Origin of the sequence: Marinifilum sp. RC60d5, assembly GCF_052400665.1 — a bacterium.
Classification (GTDB): Bacteria; Bacteroidota; Bacteroidia; order Bacteroidales; family Marinifilaceae; genus JBQTGK01.
Genome location: NZ_JBQTGK010000001.1, coordinates 80452 through 104575, shown reverse-complemented (window position 1 = coordinate 104575; position 24124 = coordinate 80452). Strand labels below are relative to the sequence as shown.

Sequence of the window (24124 nt, the reverse complement as noted above, 5' to 3'; positions counted from 1 at the left end):
GATTTATCTACTGCTTATGGGGAATGATATATTTTACAAGACTTTTTGGAACTTGTAATTGGGGAATAATTAGTTTTTAAGAAGCTCTCATTAAAAAAAAACATTGTAAAACTGCAGTTTGTTTTGCAGTTTTTTGTGTTTTAGTTTCATAAAATTTTAATGTCAGGCATAGCTATGCCATTAGCCTTTATTTACACTAATAGCGCGAGCTTTTAGCTCGTGCTTTACTTTGCAAAAGTAAAAATACAAGCTAGCAAAAGTCTAGAATTTCCAATCTGCAATTAAAAACCACCACCATTCCATTTCACCACCTTACTTCAGCTGAGGCTCCAAAGCATGCCTCATAATAAAACCCACATTAGAAATCGTGTAGATTAATTAGCTCATTCTATAAGAATACAAAGGGGATTATGCTACAATAGTAACACACTAAAGTTTTCATAAAAAAATAGTTTTGCCACATAAAATAGTTATTATATTTATAACAAAAACAAACAGCAACCATTCCTAAAGAAAATGTATCGATAGTATGGGTAGGGGTGCTGAATAGTTGGCGGTAATTTAAAAACAGACTACATTTTCAAAATGAAATTAAAAAATATGGAATCTTTAAATCCCTGTAAATTAATCGAAGAAAATAATTCATTTAAATTAAGAGCAAATCCAGATACTGATTTTATCTGTAAGTATGAGGAATATATTAAAGATAGTGCATCATTATACTATCAAGAAAAAGAGGGAGATTTTACAATTCAAGCAAAAGTAACAACATTAGGTTCAAGCGCATTTGACGCTGCTTTTTTAATGGTGCGTCAAGATAGCAGAAAATGGATAAAGGTAGCTGTAGAATTAGGTGTTGACAAAAGATACAATACTGTCTCAGTCATTACTGATAAATGGTCTGATGATGCAAATGGGGAATTATTGGAAGGAAATAATTGTTGGTTACGAATTACTCGAAAAAATAATTTCTTCGGATTACACTATTCAATGGATGGAACGAATTGGAGATTTGTAAGAGCATTTGGAATAGAAATGAATAAATCAATATCTGTTGGATTTGGTATTCAATCGCCAAAGGGAGATAATTGCAATGGCGTTATAGAGGAAATGTCTGTTTCAAATATTCCAGTCGATAATTTCAGAAACGGTAACTAAAAAAACGGTGTAAATGAAAACAGAGAAACATAAAATGCTTTCGGGTGAACTATACGATGCAGCTGATGCGGAACTGACTAATGAACGATTGCATGCCAGATTACTTTTAAAAGAATTAAATGATTCGAAAGAGGATGAAGTAGAAGAGCGAAAAATTATTTTAAGGAATTTGTTGCCTTTGAGTGGAAATAATTTATCAATACAACCTCCTTTCTACTGTGATTATGGGACAAATATTGAAATTGGAGATAATGTCTATTTTAACTTCAATTGTGTAGTATTGGATGTAATGAAAGTTGAAATTGGAGCTCGAACTATGTTTGGCCCCAATGTTCAAATATATACAGCTACTCATCCAATAAATTTTAAAGAAAGGGCAAAAGGTCTTGAATTAGGTAAAGCAATATCTATTGGAGAAGACGTTTGGATTGGTGGTAGTGCAGTTATATGTCCTGGAGTTACCATAGGCAATCGCACTGTAATTGGAGCTGGCAGTGTTGTCGTAAATGATATTCCGTCTGATGTATTTGCAGCAGGAAACCCATGTAAAATAATTCGAAAACTATAAAAACAATAGTATTTAGATAATTGAATTAATTAGATGAAACAATTAAAAACTACCGCCAACATGCGGTCATAAAACATTGGGGGAGAAGTGGTTATTTGAACTTCTATTCTCGCATCAACGGTAGTTGTACCTTGAAAGTGAAGTATCTCCAAACTCCCCAACGTTTCATACCGCAAAACCGTTGTAGGTCATTCAAAAATAAATAAACGATGTATAGAGCTATTATCTTAACCACTTTTTTTATTCTAATTTTAGGTTTTCAATTTATAGTAAAGGGACAGTCAATTCAACCGCTAGAAACGAAACAAACTAAATCAGATACACTGTTCGACTTAAATCGTTATATGAAGATTCTGACTAATGAAGATTCTACCTGGATGGAAACGGTGGAGAAAAAAATCCCTAAGGAAAGAGTCATATTCAAGAAGGGAAGAATTCATAATTATAAAGCAACTTATCTGAATTCTAAAGGTGAACTATTATCTCAAAATGAAGTAAATATTCATTCGACTGGGGAAAGATGGGAGCAACAACCCGAAAAACAAGATTTGATTTATTATGAATTTCCTACTTACAAAAGTGATTCTATAAAATTGAGTAACTATAATATTAATAAAGAACTACAAAATTGGACAGGAAAACAATCTGAGGGAATTATTGAAAATGTAGAGGAAGTATGGATGCATCCAATCAGAGTTAATCAATATAAGTTTACGGAAGTAGCTCCATTTCCAGAAGTTAGGTTTCCGCTTGAAAAAGGAAAGAAATGGAAGTCAAGTTTGACAATTAATAAAGGATGGGGAGAGTGGAATAATTTAGAAATAGCCAATAAGTATAAAATTACTGGACGAACTAAATATACATTGTCTTCATTGAAAATTGATTGCTGGATTATTGAAAGTACATCAAAAAGTTCAATTGGAAAATCAACACTATATTCACTTTTTACTAATGAATATGGTTTTGTGAAAATGGTGTACCGGAATTATAAAAAAGAAAAGTTGATTTTTGAATTAATCAAAGTGACTGATTGATAAATAAAAAGCACGAACCTGCAACAATGTATAAAAACATAAGTGGTTCAGTGGTTTTCGAAGCTTTCGAGCATTTAATTACCTCCGCCAAATCTGCGATTTGACGGTTTGGTTTAAAACTATAAATTTGTGTCAAAACGCAAATTTGGCTCAGTGCTACTTGACAGGTAAGAGCTTGGAAATCACTTACATTTATTATATTAACCGTCAGACTGTCTAAAAACCTTAATAAGTTGTTGATACGTAAATGTGTCTATACTTGAGAGAATTTCAGATTGCAGATGGTTTGGAAATTGAGACAATAAATCGCTTTTTCAATTTTCAGGTATTTTTAAAACCGCTATATTTAGATTTTAATTAAGCAGTTTTTTTAGTTTTTAGACAAACTGCCATTGGTAACCATTACAATTAAATAATGGAACAAAAAGTGGAAATTAAAGAAACGACTATAAAAAGAATTGGTGGTTATTTGCATAGAGTTGTTCCCATAGCTGACAAATCAGGTAAGATAATTAGCTATGCTCTTAAACCTTTAATGCTTGAATTTAAGCCTCGAGATATAATGCAAGTAATTATAGGTTCAGCATTGCTGGCAATTCCTGTTTCACTAACAGAAGAAGCTTGGGATCTTGGCAAAACCTTGCCAATCTCAAATGTTTGTCTGATATCGATTCTCTCATTGACAATGGTTTCAGTTTTTGTTTATTTCAATTTTTACAAGGTGACCTTAAAAGGATATGTAATTGACTTTATAAAAAGAGTAATTGGAACATATATTATTTCACTACTAGTTGTCGCTTTAATTCTAAGCTTACTTGAAAAATGTCCTTGGGGAATCGACTATGTATTGGCACTAAAAAGAATAGTTATTGTTGCATTTCCTGCTGCAATGAGTGGCACACTAAGTGATACAATTAAATAAACATCAAGAATCGTGAAATATAAAAACTATCTGCTTTTTTTAGCTTGCCTTTTTTCAAATTTTATAAACTTTGCCCAAAACCCTGTGATTCGCGATATTGGAATGTCCGATCCTCATATTAGGGTCTTTAACGATACTATATTTTTATATTGCGGGCATGATGCTAGTCCTAATGACAAAACATGGGTAATGAAAGACTGGCGGGTGTTTTCATCTACCGATCTGATTAATTGGACTAGTAAAGACACCATTTCTCCAAAGGACAATTATATGGATGATAATAGCACAGATTGTTGGGCTAGTGATGCTGCAAGTAGGAATGGGAAATATTACTTTTATTTTTCGGACAGGAAGCGCGGAATAGGCGTTATGATGGCAGATACTCCTTATGGTCCTTTTAATGATCCGCTTAACAGGGCTCTTGTTTCTCCAATGCACGATCCTACCATATTTATAGATAGTGACGAAAATCAAACTCCTTATCTTGTGTATGGCGATAAGGAGCATGGGAATGGTTTTCATATTGTAAAACTGAATGATGATATGATATCTCTTGCCGAAAAACCCAGGTTGATTAAAATTAAGGGCGAAGAGTGGGAAAATGCACCTTTCTGGATGGATAAAAACTATATTTTTAAGTATAAGGATACTTACTATTTAAGCTGGGGACACAATTATGCGATTTCAGATAATGTTTATGGTCCATATACATCAGTAGGAGCTGTAGGAAATGGATATCAACTTGATGAATTTGCTCATGCTAGTTTTTTTAACTGGAAAGGTCAGTTCTATCACATTTGGTGTTATTACATTAAACAGGGCTTTAAATATCGGGAGTCGGTTATTTCTTATTGCCATATAGATGATGATGGTAAAATTGTTACCGACACCAAATTTTTAGATGCCCATTTTTCAAATGGAGTAGGGCAATATAATGCTTCATGGGATAAAATTGAAGCCGAATGGTATTATGAAATATCAGGAAATATAAAAAAGCAAGGCAATAGAGAAGATGGTTTTGTGCTTTCGAATATTCAGAGTGGCGATTGGATAAGATTTGCCAATCTTACCTTCGATAAAGATTATGAAACAGCTATCTTAAATGTAGTATTGGATGGTAAAAAGGCGGAGCTTGAAATTAGATCGGGAAGTCCTGTTGGTGAACTTGTTGGTCAGTTAAAATTATCAGCATCGGAAGCTTTTCGGGAATTTAAAACTGGTTTTAAAGGTAGTAAAGGAAAGAAGGATTTGTACTTTGTGTTGAAAGGGGAAAAGGGTAGTTCTTTGAAAATTGACTGGATAAAGTTCAAGTGATACAGTATTTGTGGTGCTTTTGTTGCCTTTGGTTGTTGTATGGAAAATATGGGAAGCGATACTTGGACAGATGTTCATGGTCCATAAGGTGATGCTATTCGTGTTCTTAACTATGTGAGATTAGTACGTTACGCAAACTATCAATTAACGTACAATATTTTTAGAATCACAGCACTAAGCGATCTAAGCTTTGTGCTGTGATTTTTTTTGCGAAAAATACCATTTCATGAGCCTAATTTTACCTGGGAAATTTATTTTCCTTTACTATTTTTTGTAGTAAGAAGTATATGTAAATAAGTTAGGGCGGAATGTTTTAAAATCGGACGTTAATTTTATAAGGCTATACAGATAAGCAGAGTACAGCCAGGGAGCTGTCTTTGTCAATTAGAGAATATTAATGTTTGAACTTTTGAATCTATAAATTTCATGCAGAATCAGATTGGCCATGGGGTACATAAGATATCAAACTTTATTGCACACTTCTTAAAAACAATATATATTGTTGTGTGATTAAATAATTTATAAAAAAATACGATTACATGAAAAGTGATACCTTTTTAAACCCAATTCAAAAATTTATTAAAGCTGAAAGTTTTAGTGGTGTTCTTCTTTTTATTTCAATGGCACTTGCATTGGTACTTTCTAATTCGCCAATACGAGAATATTTTAGCTCGGTGTGGGATTATGAAATTGGAATTAAATCGGATAGTTTTACACTGGTTAAACCATTGATATTATGGATAAATGATGGCTTGATGGCAGTTTTCTTTTTTCTAATTGGTCTTGAAATAAAAAGAGAGATCCTGATTGGGGAATTGAACTCTCTTAAAAAAGCTTCTTTGCCAATTTTTGCTGCTATAGGAGGCATGCTTATCCCTTTATCCCTTTTCTTAGTTTTAAATAGTAGTCCCGAAACAATAAATGGATGGGGTATTCCTATGGCTACAGATATTGCATTTACATTGGCTATATTGAAATTGCTTGGTAATAAAGTGCCAATAAGTTTGAAGATATTTCTTACCGCATTTGCTATAATTGATGATATTGGAGCTGTACTGGTTATTGCTTTATTTTATACGGGCGATATATCGTGGTTAATGTTACTAGTTGCCGGAATATTACTTGTAGTTCTTTATTTGCTATCCTATCTAAGAATACACAGTAAAATTGTATTGTTTATTTTTGGTCTTGTTATTTGGGTACTTTTTTTAAAATCGGGTGTGCATCCGACTATTGCGGGAATATTACTTGCCTTTGCTGTGCCAATCAGACAAAAGATAACAGAATTTAGATTTGTGCATCAACTTCAGGAAATCGTAAATAGATTGATAGCATCGAGTAATACAAATAAACTGCCAATTTTATCAACAAACCAGTTGGTGGCGATTGATAATATTGAGGAATGGACCAATAAAGTACAATCACCATTGCAACAGTTGGAGCATCGTTTACATTATTGGGTGGCTTTTATGATTATGCCAATTTTTGCACTTTCAAATGCAGGGGTTTATTTTTCAAGTGATATGCTTATTGATGTTTCCTTTGCTTTTAATATAGCAGTTTCGTTATTTGTAGGAAAAACAATTGGCGTTTCTCTTTTTTCTTATCTAAGTGTTAAATTTAAGATTGCAGAATTTCCTCAACAAACAAATTTTACTGATATAGTGGGAGTGGCAATACTATCAGGTGTAGGTTTTACAATGTCTCTATTTATTGGAGGTTTAGCATTCGATAATGCTATTTATATAAATTCAGCTAAGATTGGAATTATTGCAGGTTCTCTGGTATCGGGAGTTATGGGGTTTATTATATTAAGATGGTCGATTCATAGAAAAAGCAGTATTCAACAGTAAATGTAGCTTATTTAAAGAGAGGTGCTAATTTAAAATTTCGCATCTATTTATTGCCTAGTAAGTAAACAGCCTTGTGGTCTCAAGCTCGCACATAGATAGTATAAAGAAAGGGGAGAAGTAAATCGAAAGGAAACATACAAATTAGAAAAAATACCATCAGGCAAAAAGCCTTCATTGCTCACTTAAGGCTCGCCTGCTAGGTCGGGTGCTATCAGTTTTTGTCATCTTTTTTGAGCGGCCACGCTCAGTACTTTTTCCTGGTAAAAATTTTGCATTCTGCAGGAAAAACGTTTCGGTTCAGAATAGAAAATAATAGAGCAGTAGTAAGCGAAGTGTATTTACGGGCAAAATTTTCTACCTGGGTAAATCCCTTCCGCTACGCACCCGGGTCAAGGATTATCAGCGCAAAAGCAAATATCGTATCAAAGTTAAGCTAAGCATATTCCGAAGGACTTGGACATACAACAGAAAAAATTACTCAGATTTATCTCGATAGTTTTGAGAATGAAGTTTTGGATGAAGCCAATAAGCTTATCGTGCTTTAAATCTGTCACAAATTTTTATCTTATTTACGACAAAATGAATTCAAATATGTCAGATGAAATGTTGAAGATAAACTTCATAAAAACCCTTTGGGAAAAAGGGGGTAGTTCTTTAGGGGTAAACACCATCATTATATAAATATATATTGTCTTGTATTTGTTCGTATGTGTGGTGTTTATATAAAATAATGAAGGTGTTCTCATGATGATGGGAGTACCTTTTTTGTTTTTGTTATACATTTTTTTTACACTATAATTTACACATATAGATAATTTGAGTTGTAAAAAGTTGTAAAAATGAAGATTTTTCTTAAAAAGCGAAAAACAAAGTTTGAGCGATATATCCAGTCGAAAAATACTGGTTTTACAATGAGAATTAATTGAAATTACATAGGCATAAATGAAATTTTAAAGATTAGGTTTGTAGGGTAAGTTGATATTTTTTCAATTTGGTACGTGTTGTGAATATTTCTTATTTTTCTACCTTTGAATTTAACCTAGAGTATACGATGAAAAGAACATTTTTTATTTTTTTATTATTTTTTCTCTGTAGTATACAGTTGCTAGCTGATCAGTATTTCCAGAAACTTGCCAAATATACGACAGAACATGGTATTGTTAACAATACCATTTTATCAATATTTCAAGATACTACAGGATTATTATGGATTGGAACTCTAGAAGGTTTAAATAGTTATAACGGTCAGGAATTTACGAATTATTTAATGTCCGATTCTATTTCAGGATATACTATATCTTTTATTGATCAAGTTTCGAAGAACCAGTTGCTACTGGGAACAAATAAAGGGAATTTTATTTTCTCTATTTCCGATAGAAGTTATACTAAACTTTATCTGCCTGAAAACAATCATTCTACAATTACAACACTCTTCCAAATTCAGAATCATATTTTCATCGGTAGTGAGTCTGGAATTTTTGAATATAATAAACTCACTAAAATCGGTGTTAAAGTTTCAAATGAATCTATTTCCTGTAAACAAATTTCTTCTGAAGGGAAAATACTCTTGGGTACAAATAAGAATGGAATTCGAGAAGTAAGTTTTGATAACGGTGTCCTTATTCTTAGCAATAATCTTACTAATATTAAGAATGAAAAAGTCTTATCCATTCAATACTTGAGTAATGGAGTCCCTATATATTTAACAGAAAAAGGGATTTGGATTTCTGGTAAAGAAGAAATAAGAAAAGATGCTTCAAATTTATTTTCGTCATTAAGTATTTCACAAAATGATGTTTCAAACTTTTTTTCATCATTAACTATCTCACTAAACGATGAGATAATAGTGGGAACAAGCAATGAATTTGTTCAGCAAGTTTATTATTCAAATAATAAATATTCATTAAAAGAGTATATTAATCGAGATAATGAAACATTTAATGACTATTATGATTCTCAAGTTAATGTCCTTTATTGTGATATTTCAGGTTCTGTCTGGGTAGGGACAAATCGTGCTGGTTTAAATAGAATAGATCGAAAAAAAATTACATATAGAAAATTCAAGGCCACTAATCAGGAGAATGAAAGTGAAGCAGGTTACATAAATGCGCTTAACCAGAGTCGTGATGGTAAAATATGGATAGGAACTTCTGGCAAAGGCTTATATATGCTTAATGAGAAGGAAGAAGAGTTAAAGTCAGCTCCCATTTTACAAGGGAATATGAATGATTTATTTATTGAGGCGATATTACATTTTAAGGATAAACTTTATATTGGTACACGACATATGGGGATTATTACGGCCTCTTACCCTCCCAAAAAATCAAATAAAATAGTTGCATCTGGGCAATTATTCTCTTCAGAGGCCGGCTTGAGCAAAAACGATTATATTTATGGACTAAAACAATTTAATGATAAATTATATATTTGTTCCAATAAGGGAAGTTTTGTTTGTCGTGGTGAATCCAGCGATTTATCACAAATAGATAGCATACCTTCTATTGATATTAATGTGGACTCCTTAAATAACACGTGGATTTTATCAGGGGATTTTCAATTATATTACAACCAGCATAAATTTGACTTTGGTTCTGAAGTGTTTGATTTATTTATTAATAGTCCTACTGAAATATGGGTTGCTACTTCAAAAGGTCTTGCCTTAATTCAAACCGATAATCCGAAGCCTGTTTTTTTTAACCCACCTAATAAAGTGATTGAATTCACATCAATTGGAAAAGACAAAGAAGGTCAGTATTGGTTAGGATCCAGAATGGGGATGTATCGTTTTGATCCTAAACTAAAGTTATTTGCAAGTTACCAGATTCCTGGAGGAGCCAAAGCAAATAGTTTTAACCATAGTAAATTATTGCGTACTCATTCTGGTACATTTTATTTTGGAAGTAACGATGGTGTTATTTCAATTTCGCCTGAAACAAATAGCTATTTATCTGAACCTTTATTTGATGTTGAACAAGATAAAGTAACAAATTGTATTTTTACTATTTGGAACTATTCTTTTAATAATCAGGAAGATAATGGAATTGCATATTGCTTTAGTCATCCAGATTCTACATGGTGTTATCTTCCATCAGACCAAAATATTCTTGATTTTTCCTATTTAAGTAAAGGAAAGTATCAGATAGATATTACAGCGATTAATTCAGATGGAATAATAAATGATAAGGTAAAACATTTTGAATTTAAAATTAAGCGTTCATTTAACCTGTCTGCTTTACTATGGTTTGTGGTTTGTATTGTTCTTGGTACTTATTTGTTTTTTAATTTCAAAAAAAGAAGGAATGCTCACGGTCTGGTTGTTGAGGAAAATGAAAATTTAGAATCTCCCGAAGAGCGAATTTTGAGAGAATGGATGAGCGATGAATTTATGAATAAAGCAATATCTTTAATTGAGAATAAGGTCTCTGATACTTCTTATAATGTAAACGAATTATATGATGGGATGCAAATGAGTAAGTCTAATTTTTATCGTAAACTAAAAACAAAGACAGATTTGTCTCCTAATGAATTGATTCGGTTTATACGACTTGTAGGATCTACTAAATTACTTATTGAAGCAAAATATAGTGTCAATGAAATTGCATACAATAGAGGATTTAATTCACCTTCCTATTTTACGCGTTGTTTTAAGCAACAATATGGAATTGCACCATCTGAGTATAAAAAATACTACGAAAATTTCATTAAGAATCCGGAATAGATTTAAAATTGCAGGCTTGAATGTTTGACTGAAGGAATCTTCAAATGCAAAATTTGTATAAACAGTTATATTAGCTGAGTATATTGTTTCCCGTTCCATGGAGAAGCAAGTTGTAAAAATCACAAATAAAATAAGGATCGATCACAAGCATGTTGGATTTCTCCAATTTTAATTTCTATAAATTTGTTTGTTAAGGATGCTCTTTACCAGTCTTTGGATTTTTTAATGAGCTACTGATCTGAACTCCCAAAAAAATTAAAATGATTCATCTTCATCTTTTACTTAGGATGTCGATTTATCGTACAGAATTAATTCTTCATGATGAAATGAAATAGGATTAATTATTCACTGAACATATTTAGATACCCCCACAACTTTTAAGCTATTTTATTTAAAATCTTACAATTGGTCAGCAATTACTTTACTTTGGTCAGTTTGTGCTAGTCGAATTGCCCTGAATATGCGTGTTTTGTAATCGTTGGGAATGATCAATAAAATGAGGAATAATTCAAGTTGGTCATTTTGTGACATCATTTTATAAGGAGATAGTTAATCTCTTTTAAGTAATTTATTTATTAACTAATCTAATTTTTATGAATCTAATCTTAAAAGGTTTAGTAAGGCAAATCTGCTTTCTAAAGAAAAGTTATTCATGGATTCCTAGCTTGTTTCTAATTGCAATATTGGGTGTGGCGATGCCAGCGAAAGCTAGTTCTAATGACGAAAACGTTTTAATTCAACCTAGTCAGGAAAAAACCATTCAAGGAAAGGTAGTTGATAATACTGGACTTGGTTTACCTGGAGTGAATGTTACTGTGAAAGGAAAAACCATAGGATCCACTACTAATATTGATGGTGAATATGAATTAGTAGTTCCTCAGAACTCAACTTTGGTATTTTCTTATATAGGTTATGTTACACAAGAATTTAATGTAAGTAATCTTAGCACAATCAATGTAACTATGATTGAAGATGCTCTTGGATTGGAAGAAATTGTAGTTGTTGGTTATGGTACTCAAAAGAAAGCCAACTTAACAGGTTCTGTATCTGCTGTTAAAGGAGATGAGATGGTTAAGAAACCAATGACTGATGCTCGTCAGGCTCTTCAAGGAGTTTCTACTGGTGTAACAATTGTTGATCGAGGAGGAGCTCCTGGAGATGAAAATCTTAACATCAATATTCGTGGAATTGCAAGTATCCCAGATGCTAATAATGCTTCAAAAACAGCACCTTTAGTGTTGGTTGATGGTATTGAAATGTTACTAAGAGATGTTAACCCTAATGATATTGAAAGTATATCTATATTAAAAGATGCAGCATCGTCGTCTATATATGGTGCAAAAGCTGCAAATGGCGTAATCTTAATTACTACGAAAAGAGGAAAAGTAGGAGAGTATAAAGTTGATTATAACGGCTATTATGGATGGCAAACTCCCGCAACACTTCCTGAATTGGTAGGTGCTGAAGATTATCTTAACCTTGTTAATGAGGCACTTGTAAATGCCGGTTTAAATGCTAAGTATACTGATGAATATATCAGAAAGACAGTAGCTGGAGATGATCCGATTAACTATCCGTATGTAAATATTCTTGATGAATTATTTGAAACGGCTCCAATTTTTAATCAATCAATTCGTATAAGTGGTGGAAATGAAAAGTCTAGAATTGCATTATCATTGAATCATATGGATCAACAGGGAATGCTTAAAAATGTAGAGGCAAAAAGATTTGGATTTCGATTGAATACGGACTTTCAGGTAAAGGATAATTTAAAAGTTAGAGCAGATATTTCATTTAGTCGTAAAGATAATGAAAGGCCATATAGGTATAATTCAGCTTTAAATGAAATGATTAATACATCGCCTGTTACGGTATTAAAATATCCAAATGGAGCTTATGGGTTAAATAAGGATAATACAAATGCGCTTGCTTCTCTCGAGGTGGGAGGAACAAATGAGATTGTAAAAGAAGCACTTAATATGAAAATTGGTGCTGATTTAGAGATTTTATCAGGTTTGACTTTTAAAACAGATCTTTCATACAAGAGTATAAACAATCGCTATAAGGAATTTCGAGCTGAATACGATTTTGTAGATCCACAAGATACTGAAAGTGTTATACAGAAATGGTCGCCGAGTAGATTGGTTGATAGACGCTGGAAACAAGAGGAGTTAAATTTTAAAGCCCTACTAAATTATAATAAAACGTTTGGAGATCATCAATTAGATCTATTAGCAGGTTCTGAAGTTACTGAAAATACAGCCTATGTACTTAGAGGTATGAGAACAAATATATATGCAGATAATTATGATGAGCTAAATACAGGTGATGCTGAAGGTCAGACTAATAATGGTTATCAGGAAGATTGGTCATTACTATCTTATTTGGGGAGAGCTAATTATTCCTACAAAGGGAAATATCTTCTTGAAGGAAATATTCGTTACGATGGATCATCACGATTTGCAAAAGGACATAAATGGGGCATTTTTCCATCTTTCTCAGCAGGTTGGAGAATGAGTGAGGAAAAATTTATGGATCGCTTTACTAAGATAGATAATCTTAAGTTGAGAGCAAGTTGGGGACAATTGGGAAATCAAAATATAGGGTTTTATAGATTCACATCAACCGTGTATGCCGATTATTCATATAATTTCAATGATGCAGAGGTTAATGGATATTCTCAGAGATACTATGCGAATACAGATGTAACCTGGGAAACTACTGAGATGATTGATTTTGGTTTTGATGTAAGTTTATTTAATAGTAAAATTGAAATTGTAGCTGATTGGTATCAGAAAGACACAAAAGATGTGTTATTAAATTTACCAATTTCTTATTTAACAGGTTTAGATGCTTCTGAAACCAATGCAGGACAAGTTCGAAATACCGGATGGGAACTAGCTATTATTCATCGAAATAAGATTAAGGATTTGACTTACTCAGTGGGTTTTAATATTTCTGATGTAAAAAATGAATTGATTGATTTTGCAGGAAATGAACCATCAATAAGTGGTTTTAATATATTAAAAGAGGGAGAGGCTATTAATTCTTTCTATGGATATGAATCTGAAGGTTTGTTTCAAACTCAGGCTGAAATTGATCAACATGCAACTCAACCAAATCAGTCAGATTTAAGGCCTGGAGATATCAAGTTGGTTGATCAAAATGGGGATGGTGAAATAAATGATGATGATCGGAAAGTGATTGGTTCATCTATTCCTCACTACACCTTTGGTTTGAATTTATATTTGGAATACAAAGGTTTTGATTTTAGTGCTTTTGTTCAAGGTGTTTTAGACGCTGAGAACTATTTCTATGGAGCTCCTAACGAAGGTCCATCATATGAAATATTCACAACCAAAAGGGTTTTAGATCGGTGGACACCTGAAAATACAGACGCATCTTTTCCAAGATTACAAGCTGCTTCGAACAAAAACAATTATTTGTATAATGATTTTTGGATTAGAGATGCTTCATATATTAGACTTAAAAATCTACAAATTGGCTATTCCTTTGACGAAACAGTTCTCGAAAAATTAAAACTTGAGAAACTTAGAGTTTATGCAGGAGCGACCAACCTTTTTACCATTACAGATGTTGAATCAGGACTTGATCCGGAAACTTATAATGGTAGACCAAGTTACTATCCTCCTGTTTCCACTTATACGGTTGGAGTACAAGTTCGTTTTTAATGGAATGTAAGAGAGAAATAAGTGAAATTCCCGATTGTTATCGGATTATTTAAAAATTGATTATATGAAAACAAATATAATATGCTTAGCCACAGTTTTTTTGATGGTATTCGCAGGCTGTAGTGATGATTTTCTGGAACGAACTCCCAGTGATCAAGTTTCTTCAGCAACATTCTTTACTCAAGAAAAAGATTTAGTTTATGCAGTTAATGGTGCTTATTCATCCATTGGTTTTAATAACTGGGGTGTAAATTACGGTTATTCGACAGATTTATTGCGTATTGAAGCAATTACAGATAATGCTCTTGATCATCACTCTTGGAATGCTGGTTATCGTTTGGCAGATGGTACAGCTTCGGCATATGATTGGTATGCTGAAAGTCGTTGGATGGAGCGCTATAAAGGAATCCAAAGAGTTAATCGTATTTTGGAAGGTGCTGATGGTGTAACAGATATAAATGCAGATTACAAAGCTAGATTGCTAGCTGAAGCCAAATTTTTAAGAGCATTTTTCTATTTTGATTTGGTTTATTTGTTTGGTGATGTACCATTTGTAACCTCTAGTCTAACTCCTGAAGATACAAAACCAAATGAAGATTCAGAAGGAAATAAGCTAGCCTCTGAAAACAGTAAGAGAATAGATAAAAATGTTATCTTAGAAGCTATTGTGAAAGATTTGTCGGAATCTGCGATAATTTTACCTAGTTCATATGGTAGCGACGATAAAGGAAGAGTAACAAAAGGTGCTGCAGTTTCACTGAAAGCTAGAATTCTTCTATATCAGGAAAAATGGACAGAAGCAGCTAATGCGGCAAAAGAAGTAATGGATTTAGGGGTTTATACAATTTATCCGAGTTACGAAAAGATGTTTACCTACGAAGGGATTGGAAATTCAGAAGTGATATTTGATCTTCAGGAATTAAAAGAAAAGCAGTACAATTTTACGGTAAAGAACTATGGGCCAAATTCTGTAGGAGGTTGGAGTAGTGGTTGTCCAATGCAGTCTCTTGTTGATGATTATGAATGTATCGATGGTCATATTATTAGTGAATCTAGCTTGTTTGATCCTAATAATCCATATGCAAATCGTGATCCTAGATTAACTTATTCTATTCTTTATCCAGGTCATGATTGGAGAGATGGAGTTTTTAATTCTATACCAGGAGCAAATTATCCTGGAAAAGAAATAGTTCCTGGCGATGATTTAACAGATGGAACTGGCGGTCAATGGAATAAAACGGGTACTGGTTACAATTGGTTAAAATACATTTCTGAAGAGGATGTTGATAATGGTGATTTGTGGAATGGTTCCATTCATTACATTCTGATCCGTTATGCTGAAGTATTACTAACTTATGCAGAAGCGAAGATAGAAGCTAATGAAATTGATCAGTCAGTTTATGATGCAATTAATGAAGTGCGTCAACGTGCTGATGTTAATATGCCAATTATAACTCCAGGTAAAAATCAGGAAGAACTTAGAAGAATTCTAAGAAGAGAACGCAGAGTAGAACTTGCATTCGAAGGTTTACGCTTATTGGATATTCGCCGATGGAAAATAGCTGAAGATGTAATGCCGGGAGTGCCAAAAGGATTAACTTATACTGATCCAGATACAAATGAAGAAGTTACTCTTTCTTGGGGAACACGTACATTTGATCCAGGGAAACATTATTTGTGGCCAATTCCGCAAACAGAAATTGATTTGACTCATATTGAGCAAAACCCTGGTTGGTAATTTAAACTAAATATTCCTGAGGTGATAACTTCAGGAATATTTAATAACAACAAATATTTCTAAAATTATTAAACATATAGTTGTTAGCGAGAAGAATTAAATTACGAAAACAAATTAATATGAATAGAATATTTTTAATAATCAGTTGTTTATGTATTTTTCGACCTGTCATAGGACAGGAAAAGGTGTTCCCTGGAGCCAACGAACAGTCTTTATCCAGAGCTCAGTATTTTTCATGGATTAACAATACTAACGAAGGGGCAACCGAGCAGCAAACCATGATAAACTTAGCTTTTTTTGAATGGCTAAAAGAAAGTTATGGCATGCAATTGGATATTTATGCTTTTGATGCGGGTGCAATTGATGGAAAGCGTTTTTACGGGAGTATATATTCAGATCGCTTTAAGGAACAGTTTCCTAATGGTTTTGATCCAATTTATGCTAAAGCTAGAGAATTGAATATTCGTTTGGGAGTTTGGGGTGGACCTGATGGTTTTGGAAGTACACCTGAAGATGAAAAAGCACGCATAGATCAAATGGTTAAATTGTGTAAAGATTATCAGTTTGCACTTTTTAAATTTGATAAAGTTTGCGGTCCTCTTCCTTTCGAAAAAGAGGATGCCTTTATTGAAATGATGACTAAGTGCCGTCAGTATAGTCCCGATTTGATATTACTTAATCATAGGCTTGGTTTGCAAAAGGCAAAACCCTATGCTACTACATCTTTATGGGAGGGACATGAAACATATATTGATGTATTTATGACCAATGATGTTACTGCGCCTCACCATCGAGTTGGAGCATTAACAAGGGGTTTACCTCCTCAAATGAATAGATTGACGGAAGATCATGGAGTTTGTCTTTCCTCTTGTCTTGATTACTGGGAGGATGATATTGTACTACAGGCATTTAACCGTTCCATGATTTTAGCTCCTGAACTTTATGGAAATCCCTGGCTGCTTCGCGATGATGAATTTTCTCAATTGGCACGTTATTTTAATCTTCACAAAAGGTATTCAGAAATACTTGTTAAGGGAATGAAATTGCCGAAGTCTTATGGACCTAATGCTGTGAGCAGAGGGGATGCGAGCAGGCGAATTATTACTTTACGTAATCTTTCGTGGGTAGATACTGTTTACACCATAAAATTAGACAAAGAAATTGGTCTTGAAAAAGGAAGCAAAGTAAAACTTGTACAATGGCATCCAACTGAAAAAGTAATTGGAACATTTCGTTTTGGCGATCAAGTTAAAATAGAGGTTAATCCATTTCGTGCATGTATGCTTTTTGCTACTTCCGAAAAATATGATGAACCCTCGATAAATGGTGTGGATTATAAAGTGATACGTAATCTTGAAAATGAACCAATTCAGATGGAATTACTTGGTAAACCAGGACAAATAGCAAGTGTTTCTCTAAATAACTGTGGTCAATTTTCCAATGCGATACTGGAAGGTAAGTTCAATAAGAGTCTGTTAAAAGGGAAAAGTGTAAAGGTAAAATTCGAGGGGCATAAATTAGTTCAAAAGTTACACCGTAAATTAGCAGATCTACAAGCTACAGAAGTGCCATTGGACGCAACGGCATTATATGAAGCAACAGTGTTTTCTGCCGATAATAATGCCTTAGAAGCGCGTTCAATTAAACGTTCCGGATATTCATCAATACCAGAAGTAAAAGCAGCACAAGATGCATTTTTTAAGCAAAAAGTATTTGTTGAACGTGGCATTTGGGATAAGAACTTGTTTGATGGCGATATGAAAACAGGTTACTGGCCATCTACAAAGTATAAAATAGATCAACGTATTAAGGGAGGTTGCTTGCGTATTGATTTTGGGGAAGTACTTAGTCTTGACCAAATTATTATGTATGTGCCAGATGCATTTTCTATGCAGCCACTTTTAATGGATGAAGGTAACTATGTTGAAGTTTCGGCTGATTTAAAAAATTGGAAGCAACTGACTTATTTGGCCAGAAAGAAATGTGTTATAGAATTAGATGAGCCAGTTCGATACCTTCGTTTTAAAGATTTTCCACAACGAATAATGGAAGTTGAGGGTGTTAAAGATGGTAGTATCGTGAACAGAGAGATGTGGACAGCATCTAATTTATTTGCTCATAGCGATAAAATGATAGCTAAAAAAGCATGGACTTCAACAATTCAACTGGATGAGGTGGCAGATAATAGTTATTTGTGTATTGCCATTAATGGGGAGCATGGTTTCGAAGGTGCATATGCAGCTATTAAAGTGGATGGGCAGTTAAGAGGTGCCCCTGATAGAGCAGTTTCTTACCCGTCAAATACGTGGGAGTATGTAAATGCCATAAGAGATAAGAATTATACTTATTATATTCCTGTTAGTAAGGAAGATATTGGTAAGGAAATAGAGGTATATGTAATGGGCTATGAAAAAGAAAAGCTCAATTTGAAACCTGAAGTGTGGATTTCGGCATATCCAGCGCCTTATCAATCAGTTAAGTTAGAATTATATAGAAATTAATTTGCAATAATGAAAAAGATTTTAAAAGTTGCTTTACTTCTTGTTTGTTCACTTTCATTTATGAATGGAAGTGCAAAAGAGAAAATATATCGGGTTAGCTCGCCAGATAATACTACTGAGATGATTATTCACATTTCCAATAAGGTTCAGATTGCTGTGAAGCAAGATGGACAACAAATTATAAGTCCTTCTGATTTAGCCTTAACTCTTAATAATCAGGTGTTGGGTCAGAATCCTAAGGTGGTGAATGTTGAAAAGAAAAGTATCCATGAAACCATAGTTCCTGTGGTGAAAATAAAAGAAGCTAAAGTGTTGGATAATTACAAGGAACTTAAAATTAGTTTTGAGGGGAATTATGCAATGAGTTTTAGAGCTTACAATGAGGGGGTAGCCTATCGTTTTGAGACAATGAAAGATGGTGAGATAACCGTTGTTAGCGAAACGGGTAATTATACTTTTCCAGAAAACTATATGTGTTGGTGGGGAAGGGAAAGGTCATTTCAATCTCATAATCAAGTATACTATGATTACACCTCGATACAGCAGTTAGGTAAGGATGATTTAGCCAGTTTACCACTAATATTGAATCCTGCAAATGGACCAAAGATTGTTATTGCAGAAACAGATTTAGTGGATTACCCAGGATGGTGGGTAAGAGGAGCTCAAGGTCTTTCGTTGAGTGGAACTTCTGCTCAGGCAGTAAAAAGTTTCGATAAATTAAGTGATCGGGAATTGCCAATTACCAAAAGAGAAAGCTATGTTGCTAAAACCAAAGGAACAAGAACTTTTCCTTGGAGGATATTTGCCATTGCACGTAATGATGCAGATTTATTGACGAATCAATTGACTTTTTTATTGGCTTCAGAAAACAAAGTAGACGATACATCGTGGATTCGACCAGGTAAGGTTGCATGGGATTGGTGGAATGCTAATAATGTGTACGGGGTTGATTTTAAGGCTGGGTTTAATACTGAAACTTATAAGTATTACATTGATTTTGCAGCGAAGTATGGAATAGAAAATATTATGCTTGATGAAGGTTGGTATGAACTTGGAGATATTACTGCTGTTAAAGCGGATCTGAATTTGAAAGAGCTAATTCAGTATGCCGATGAAAAAGGTGTGGGTGTTATGTTGTGGTGTGTATGGAAAACACTGGACGATCAAATTGATGAGGCTTTTGATTTGTTTAAAAAATTAGGCATTAAAGGAATCAAGGTTGATTTTATGAATCGAGATGATCAGTGGATGGTGAATTATTTTCATCGTATTGCCGCTAAAGCTGCTGAATATGAACTAATGGTAGATTTTCATGGTTCGTATAAACCTTGTGGTTTGCGTCGCATGTATCCTAATGTAATGACTAGAGAAGGAGTGAACGGAGGGGAGCAATTTAAATGGAGCTTACGTCAAACTCCTGAGCACGATTTAATATTGCCTTTTGGACGGATGTTAGCTGGACCTATGGATTATACACCAGGTGCGATGACCAATGCTCAAGCTAAAGATTTTAAACCAATTTTTGATACGCCAATGAGCAATGGTACTCGTTGTCATCAATTAGCAATGTTTGTGGTTTACGAAAGTCCAATTCAAATGCTTTGTGATAGTCCAACTCGCTATTATCGTGAATCGGCATGTATGAGCTTTTTGTCTGATGTACCAACTGTTTGGGATAAAACAATTGTTTTAGATGCAAAGGTGAGCGATTATGTGTTAATGGCACGTCAGAATGGTGAAAAGTGGTACGTTGGCGGTATGACCGATTGGGAAGAACGTGAATTGAAACTTGATTTGTCATTTTTGCCTGTAGGGCAAAAGTATAAGATGATAATTTATACAGATGGTATTAATGCAGATAGAGATGGGAATGACTTTAAAATGGAGGAACTTGTAGTAGATCGTTCTTACCAGAAAAAAATAAAACTATATCCAGGTGGAGGAATAGCAGCAATGCTTCATCCAATCAAATAATTACCTATAGCAATTGCTTTTATAATGATTTAAAATTTTACAGGTTTGAATCAAATAAAAGTAATTGCTAAAAAAATGCGTATGATATATTCATGGATTGTGAATTTTTACTTAGAGGAAATGAAGCTCTTAGCATGATAAATTTTATATGTCAAATTAGTAAAGTTACAAACTGATGAAAATGTATTTATTATATGGAATCGGATTGTTTGATGCGTTCTCATGGTTAATTTGGTATCAGGATATAATAGTAGGTTGTGTAAAATCGGATGGTATCTACATTGGGATCGGGGCATGAAATTTTTGAAATATACTATTCGTGAATCGTTAAAATAAAATGAGATTTTCTCATGAATTATAAAATCAGTACAATGAAAAAATATGCAATTCTAATTTTTCTGTTTGTATTCGTACAAATGGCATTTACAAGTTGTCAGAAAGAAAGTAAACTAAAGCCAAATATCCTATGGATAGTATTAGAAGATACTGCTCCACTTATGGGCTGTTATGGAACTGATATTATTTCAACTCCAAATATTGATAAACTTGCCAAAGAGGGGCTTACATTTACAAATGCGATTATGCCAGCTCCTGTTTGTTCTGCAAGTAGATCTAGTATGATTACAGGAGTAATGTCTACAACATTTGGTGGTCATAATCACCATAGTGCAAGAACTAAAGAGTCTGCAATTTATCTGCCAGAGTATATGAAAACAATTCCTGAGTTGTTTAAAGATGCAGGATATTTTACTTTCAATAATGGCAAAGATGATTATAACTTCACTTATAATAGATCAGATCTTTATACACAAAAACATCAAGCTCATCCATTATATGGAAAAGGTGGTTCAAGAATTCCACTTGACTCATTAACTAGCAAAACACCATTCTTTGGTCAAATACAACTCGATGGTGGTAAAGAAATTTTTAATGGTGATTTTGAAGGAAGAGTAAAAACTCCTGTTAATAGAACTCTTATTAAACTTCCACCATATTTACCAAACAATCCTGTGATTATCGAAGAATATGCTAATCACCTTGATGCTATTCAAATTACGGATGAAATTCTTGGTAATATAATTGAAACATTAAAAGAAAATGGGATCTTAGAAAACACAATCGTATTTTTCTTTTCAGATCATGGAATGCGTTTAACACGTCATAAACAATTTTTATACGAAGGAGGCATTAAAGTTCCTTTAATTATTGCTGATTTTACTAAATCAAAAATAACTAAATCAGGAGAAACTTTTGATGGTTTAATTAGTGGTATTGATTTTGGTCCTAGTTCTCTAGCTTTAGCAGGAATTGAAATACCAGAATATATTGAAGGAAAAGACATTTTAACTGAAAATGCCACAGAAAGAGAATTTGTAATTTCGACTCGAGACCGTTGTGATTTTACTATTGATAGAATTAGATCTGTTCGTTCTAAGGATTTTAAGTATATCAAAAACTTCATGTTAGATCGTCCTTATACTCAACCTACTTATATGGATGTTGATGGTATAGCTTTCGTAAAAACAATGAATGAGTTAAATAGAGATAATAAATTAGATAGTATCCAGAAAATATTCTTTGCCAAAAAAAGAATTAGTGAAGAACTTTATGATCTTAAAAATGATCCTTACGAAATTCATAATCTTGCTTTAGATCCTAAATATGCTTCAGAATTAAAGAAACATGCTGATATTTTAGAAAACTGGATTAAAGAAACAGATGATAAAGGTCAATATCCTGAAAACGAAGAAGGTTTAAAACTAATGCTTGGTATATGGGGAGATAATGCTACGAACCCTGAGTATGATGCTTTAAAAGTAAAATACCCAGACCTAGCAGGATCTCAATTTTGGTTGAAGAGCGAACATTGGGGACCTGTAGAAAATTAATATCATAAATTTAAGTTGTAAACAGGGTTGAATTAAGAATCACGTTTTTCATAAGTGAGTCGTTAGATTATTGGGCGGAGTTATTAATATCTCCGCTCGATATATATTCTAGAAAAACTAATTTGGCCTGAATTCAAGTTTTAAATAGTAGTATCCCATAAAGTGTGTAAGTAAAGTTATTCTATTTTTTTGGGAACTCATTTTTATCTAAAATCACTTCAGTTGTATTTGTTACTCGAATTTAAGTTTGAAATAAATTTATAATTGTTAATTTTTTTCATCGCTAAGTAACACCAGATAATGTGCTGCCGACCAAGAAAAATGGTTGGCATTTAAACCCTTACCACTAGTTGGATGGTAATTTTCTCTAATAGGAGCATCACCAAGCAGACCTTCTGCATTTTGTATGAGCTTTTGACTTAATGCGTCAGCTTCCTTATTGTAGCCATATTGTTCTAAAGCTTTAATACCAAAGTAAGCTTGATCTTACTAAACTGGACCTCTCCAATAACCCTCTAAAGGATTGAATTTTTTATGATTTGCAACTAGTTGGAAAGGGAACTTTTGTCGCAAATTTGGTTGAATCTAATGGTATAAAAACCATTCTTTTGGCTTGTTCTTTTGTTGCAATGCCTGTGTATGGAGGTATCCAGCTTTCAGGACCTTCCTGGCCTATGCCAATAAAATTGCAGACTGCATGCACAAATCAAACATCACCCTCATCGAAAACCTGCCACCTCTGTATCAATCGATCATCTGTAAAAGTAGAAAAAACAAACAAGAAGGCTTCCGCGATTTCATTGCCAAAATAGTTTATGAAATCCAATACCCCGAGGTATTCGTAGCCGAATACATCCGCATCACCACATTACTCTACGATACCTACAAAAGCAACACCTCCCTGCAATTCATCCTCTCAATCCTAAACCAAAAATTCTGAATATACACACTCACTTTACCCTTTTTACTTGAATTTGAAATTTGGTTTTTGAATTTTGGAATTTCTATCTTGTTCCTTCTCACTTTAACCTTTTTACTTTATCCTTTATCCTTCACCCTTGTTACTCGAAACTCAAGCCCATGCCACCCCATACCCTAAATACACTGCGCTACCTCCAAAACAAAATCCGCCTCATTAGGGCCATTCACCTCTACAAACTAAAATTCGAAAAGCTAACAGCAGAAGAGGAGAGAAGCACCCGACTCGAATTATCCGATTTCGATTTGCTCCAGGAAGAAATCCAGGAGCACATCCTGGCACTCACAACTATTTTGAATTTTTTAAAAGAAGGCAAGACTGAAGAAGAGAATCAAAAAGCCATTAAATCCATTTTCAGCCAACTTCCCCAAATCACTAGGGAAATGCATCTCTTTGTAAAACGAATCGATGCACACAGCCAAAACATCCAGCACTGGCTCCAAAAAATCATACCCGAAATTCCTCAGGACAATCTCCATCTCTACAAGCAAAGCACCTCATCATCTCAAGTAAATTACAAGAGAAAATTATCAAAGCAATCAACAGAAGAAATTGTTGAGAGTTTTAATCAGTATGCTAATTCTCTTTTGTTAATGCATAAGGCCAGTCAAAAACTTGATTTTACTTTTTCTGTTGAGGATTTGTTGTGAGTTTTTTAATAAAGCTAACGATCAAAATTTAGAACAGTTTATTTTATGACATGCATATTTGTATTAAATATTAATTAAAAACATAAAGAAATGAATAGAAAATCAAGTGGTTTGCCAAATGCGCCGAGTACAAC

Annotated in this window: 15 protein-coding genes; 14 read left to right on the top strand and 1 reads right to left on the bottom strand. The window is 33.5% G+C overall.

The window, feature by feature from the left end:
• The first annotated feature begins 585 nt into the window (after positions 1-585).
• From ACT3CE_RS00445 to ACT3CE_RS00390, 12 genes are all read left to right on the top strand, one after another.
• Entirely contained in the window at positions 586-1158 is a 573-nt protein-coding gene (locus ACT3CE_RS00445; protein ID WP_444707794.1) for a DUF1349 domain-containing protein, read from the top strand.
• Positions 1159-1171: 13 nt separating this feature from the next.
• Positions 1172-1726, top strand: a complete 555-nt coding sequence (locus ACT3CE_RS00440) for a sugar O-acetyltransferase (protein ID WP_444707793.1) — start codon at positions 1172-1174, stop codon at positions 1724-1726.
• A gap of 344 nt (positions 1727-2070) precedes the next feature.
• The gene (locus ACT3CE_RS00435; RefSeq protein WP_444707792.1) at positions 2071-2760 is read left to right on the top strand and encodes a hypothetical protein; all 690 of its coding nucleotides are present in this window, start codon (positions 2071-2073) and stop codon (positions 2758-2760) included.
• Positions 2761-3175: 415 nt separating this feature from the next.
• The gene (locus ACT3CE_RS00430; protein ID WP_444707791.1) at positions 3176-3682 is read left to right on the top strand and encodes a DUF2391 family protein; all 507 of its coding nucleotides are present in this window, start codon (positions 3176-3178) and stop codon (positions 3680-3682) included.
• A gap of 12 nt (positions 3683-3694) precedes the next feature.
• Positions 3695-4996: a family 43 glycosylhydrolase gene (locus ACT3CE_RS00425; RefSeq protein ID WP_444707790.1), complete on the top strand. Its 1302-nt coding sequence runs from the start codon at positions 3695-3697 to the stop codon at positions 4994-4996.
• A 539-nt stretch (positions 4997-5535) separates the two neighbouring features.
• Positions 5536-6849: a Na+/H+ antiporter NhaA gene (nhaA, locus tag ACT3CE_RS00420; protein WP_444707789.1), complete on the top strand. Its 1314-nt coding sequence runs from the start codon at positions 5536-5538 to the stop codon at positions 6847-6849.
• 1003 nt (positions 6850-7852) lie between these two features.
• Entirely contained in the window at positions 7853-10567 is a 2715-nt protein-coding gene (locus ACT3CE_RS00415; RefSeq protein WP_444707788.1) for a helix-turn-helix domain-containing protein, read from the top strand.
• A 593-nt stretch (positions 10568-11160) separates the two neighbouring features.
• Positions 11161-14259 (top strand): SusC/RagA family TonB-linked outer membrane protein, encoded by a 3099-nt coding sequence (locus ACT3CE_RS00410; RefSeq protein WP_444707787.1) that lies wholly within the window; start codon positions 11161-11163, stop codon positions 14257-14259.
• A gap of 64 nt (positions 14260-14323) precedes the next feature.
• A complete protein-coding gene (locus ACT3CE_RS00405) occupies positions 14324-15997 on the top strand; it encodes a RagB/SusD family nutrient uptake outer membrane protein (RefSeq protein WP_444707786.1) in 1674 nt (557 codons plus the stop codon).
• A 119-nt stretch (positions 15998-16116) separates the two neighbouring features.
• Positions 16117-18498: a hypothetical protein gene (locus tag ACT3CE_RS00400; RefSeq protein ID WP_444707785.1), complete on the top strand. Its 2382-nt coding sequence runs from the start codon at positions 16117-16119 to the stop codon at positions 18496-18498.
• Positions 18499-18507: 9 nt separating this feature from the next.
• Positions 18508-20472: a glycoside hydrolase family 97 protein gene (locus ACT3CE_RS00395; protein WP_444707784.1), complete on the top strand. Its 1965-nt coding sequence runs from the start codon at positions 18508-18510 to the stop codon at positions 20470-20472.
• 350 nt (positions 20473-20822) lie between these two features.
• Positions 20823-22361 carry a sulfatase family protein gene (locus ACT3CE_RS00390; protein WP_444707783.1) on the top strand — a complete coding sequence of 513 codons (1539 nt, stop codon included), beginning with the start codon at positions 20823-20825 and terminating at the stop codon, positions 22359-22361.
• Between the two features lie 267 nt (positions 22362-22628).
• On the opposite strand, the gene ACT3CE_RS00385 is transcribed toward ACT3CE_RS00390, so the two are convergent.
• A complete protein-coding gene (locus ACT3CE_RS00385) occupies positions 22629-22829 on the bottom strand; it encodes an MGH1-like glycoside hydrolase domain-containing protein (RefSeq protein ID WP_444708532.1) in 201 nt (66 codons plus the stop codon).
• Positions 22830-22900: 71 nt separating this feature from the next.
• Between ACT3CE_RS00385 and ACT3CE_RS00380 the strand changes: the two genes are divergently transcribed.
• Together ACT3CE_RS00380 and ACT3CE_RS00375 are read left to right on the top strand one after the other, a co-directional pair.
• The gene (locus ACT3CE_RS00380; RefSeq protein ID WP_444707782.1) at positions 22901-23173 is read left to right on the top strand and encodes a hypothetical protein; all 273 of its coding nucleotides are present in this window, start codon (positions 22901-22903) and stop codon (positions 23171-23173) included.
• A 268-nt stretch (positions 23174-23441) separates the two neighbouring features.
• Positions 23442-23990: a hypothetical protein gene (locus ACT3CE_RS00375; RefSeq protein WP_444707781.1), complete on the top strand. Its 549-nt coding sequence runs from the start codon at positions 23442-23444 to the stop codon at positions 23988-23990.
• Positions 23991-24124 lie beyond the last annotated feature (134 nt).

Bases quoted from the DNA above. Each gene is read 5' to 3' on its own strand.
- ACT3CE_RS00445 (WP_444707794.1), top strand. From the start codon at position 586: ATGAAATTAAAAAATATGGAATCTTTAAATCCCTGTAAATTAATCGAA.
- ACT3CE_RS00440 (WP_444707793.1), top strand. From the start codon at position 1,172: ATGAAAACAGAGAAACATAAAATGCTTTCGGGTGAACTATACGATGCA.
- ACT3CE_RS00435 (WP_444707792.1), top strand. From the start codon at position 2,071: ATGAAGATTCTGACTAATGAAGATTCTACCTGGATGGAAACGGTGGAG.
- ACT3CE_RS00430 (WP_444707791.1), top strand. From the start codon at position 3,176: ATGGAACAAAAAGTGGAAATTAAAGAAACGACTATAAAAAGAATTGGT.
- nhaA (WP_444707789.1), top strand. From the start codon at position 5,536: ATGAAAAGTGATACCTTTTTAAACCCAATTCAAAAATTTATTAAAGCT.
- ACT3CE_RS00410 (WP_444707787.1), top strand. From the start codon at position 11,161: ATGAATCTAATCTTAAAAGGTTTAGTAAGGCAAATCTGCTTTCTAAAG.
- ACT3CE_RS00405 (WP_444707786.1), top strand. From the start codon at position 14,324: ATGAAAACAAATATAATATGCTTAGCCACAGTTTTTTTGATGGTATTC.
- ACT3CE_RS00400 (WP_444707785.1), top strand. From the start codon at position 16,117: ATGAATAGAATATTTTTAATAATCAGTTGTTTATGTATTTTTCGACCT.
- ACT3CE_RS00395 (WP_444707784.1), top strand. From the start codon at position 18,508: ATGAAAAAGATTTTAAAAGTTGCTTTACTTCTTGTTTGTTCACTTTCA.
- ACT3CE_RS00390 (WP_444707783.1), top strand. From the start codon at position 20,823: ATGAATTATAAAATCAGTACAATGAAAAAATATGCAATTCTAATTTTT.
- ACT3CE_RS00375 (WP_444707781.1), top strand. From the start codon at position 23,442: ATGCCACCCCATACCCTAAATACACTGCGCTACCTCCAAAACAAAATC.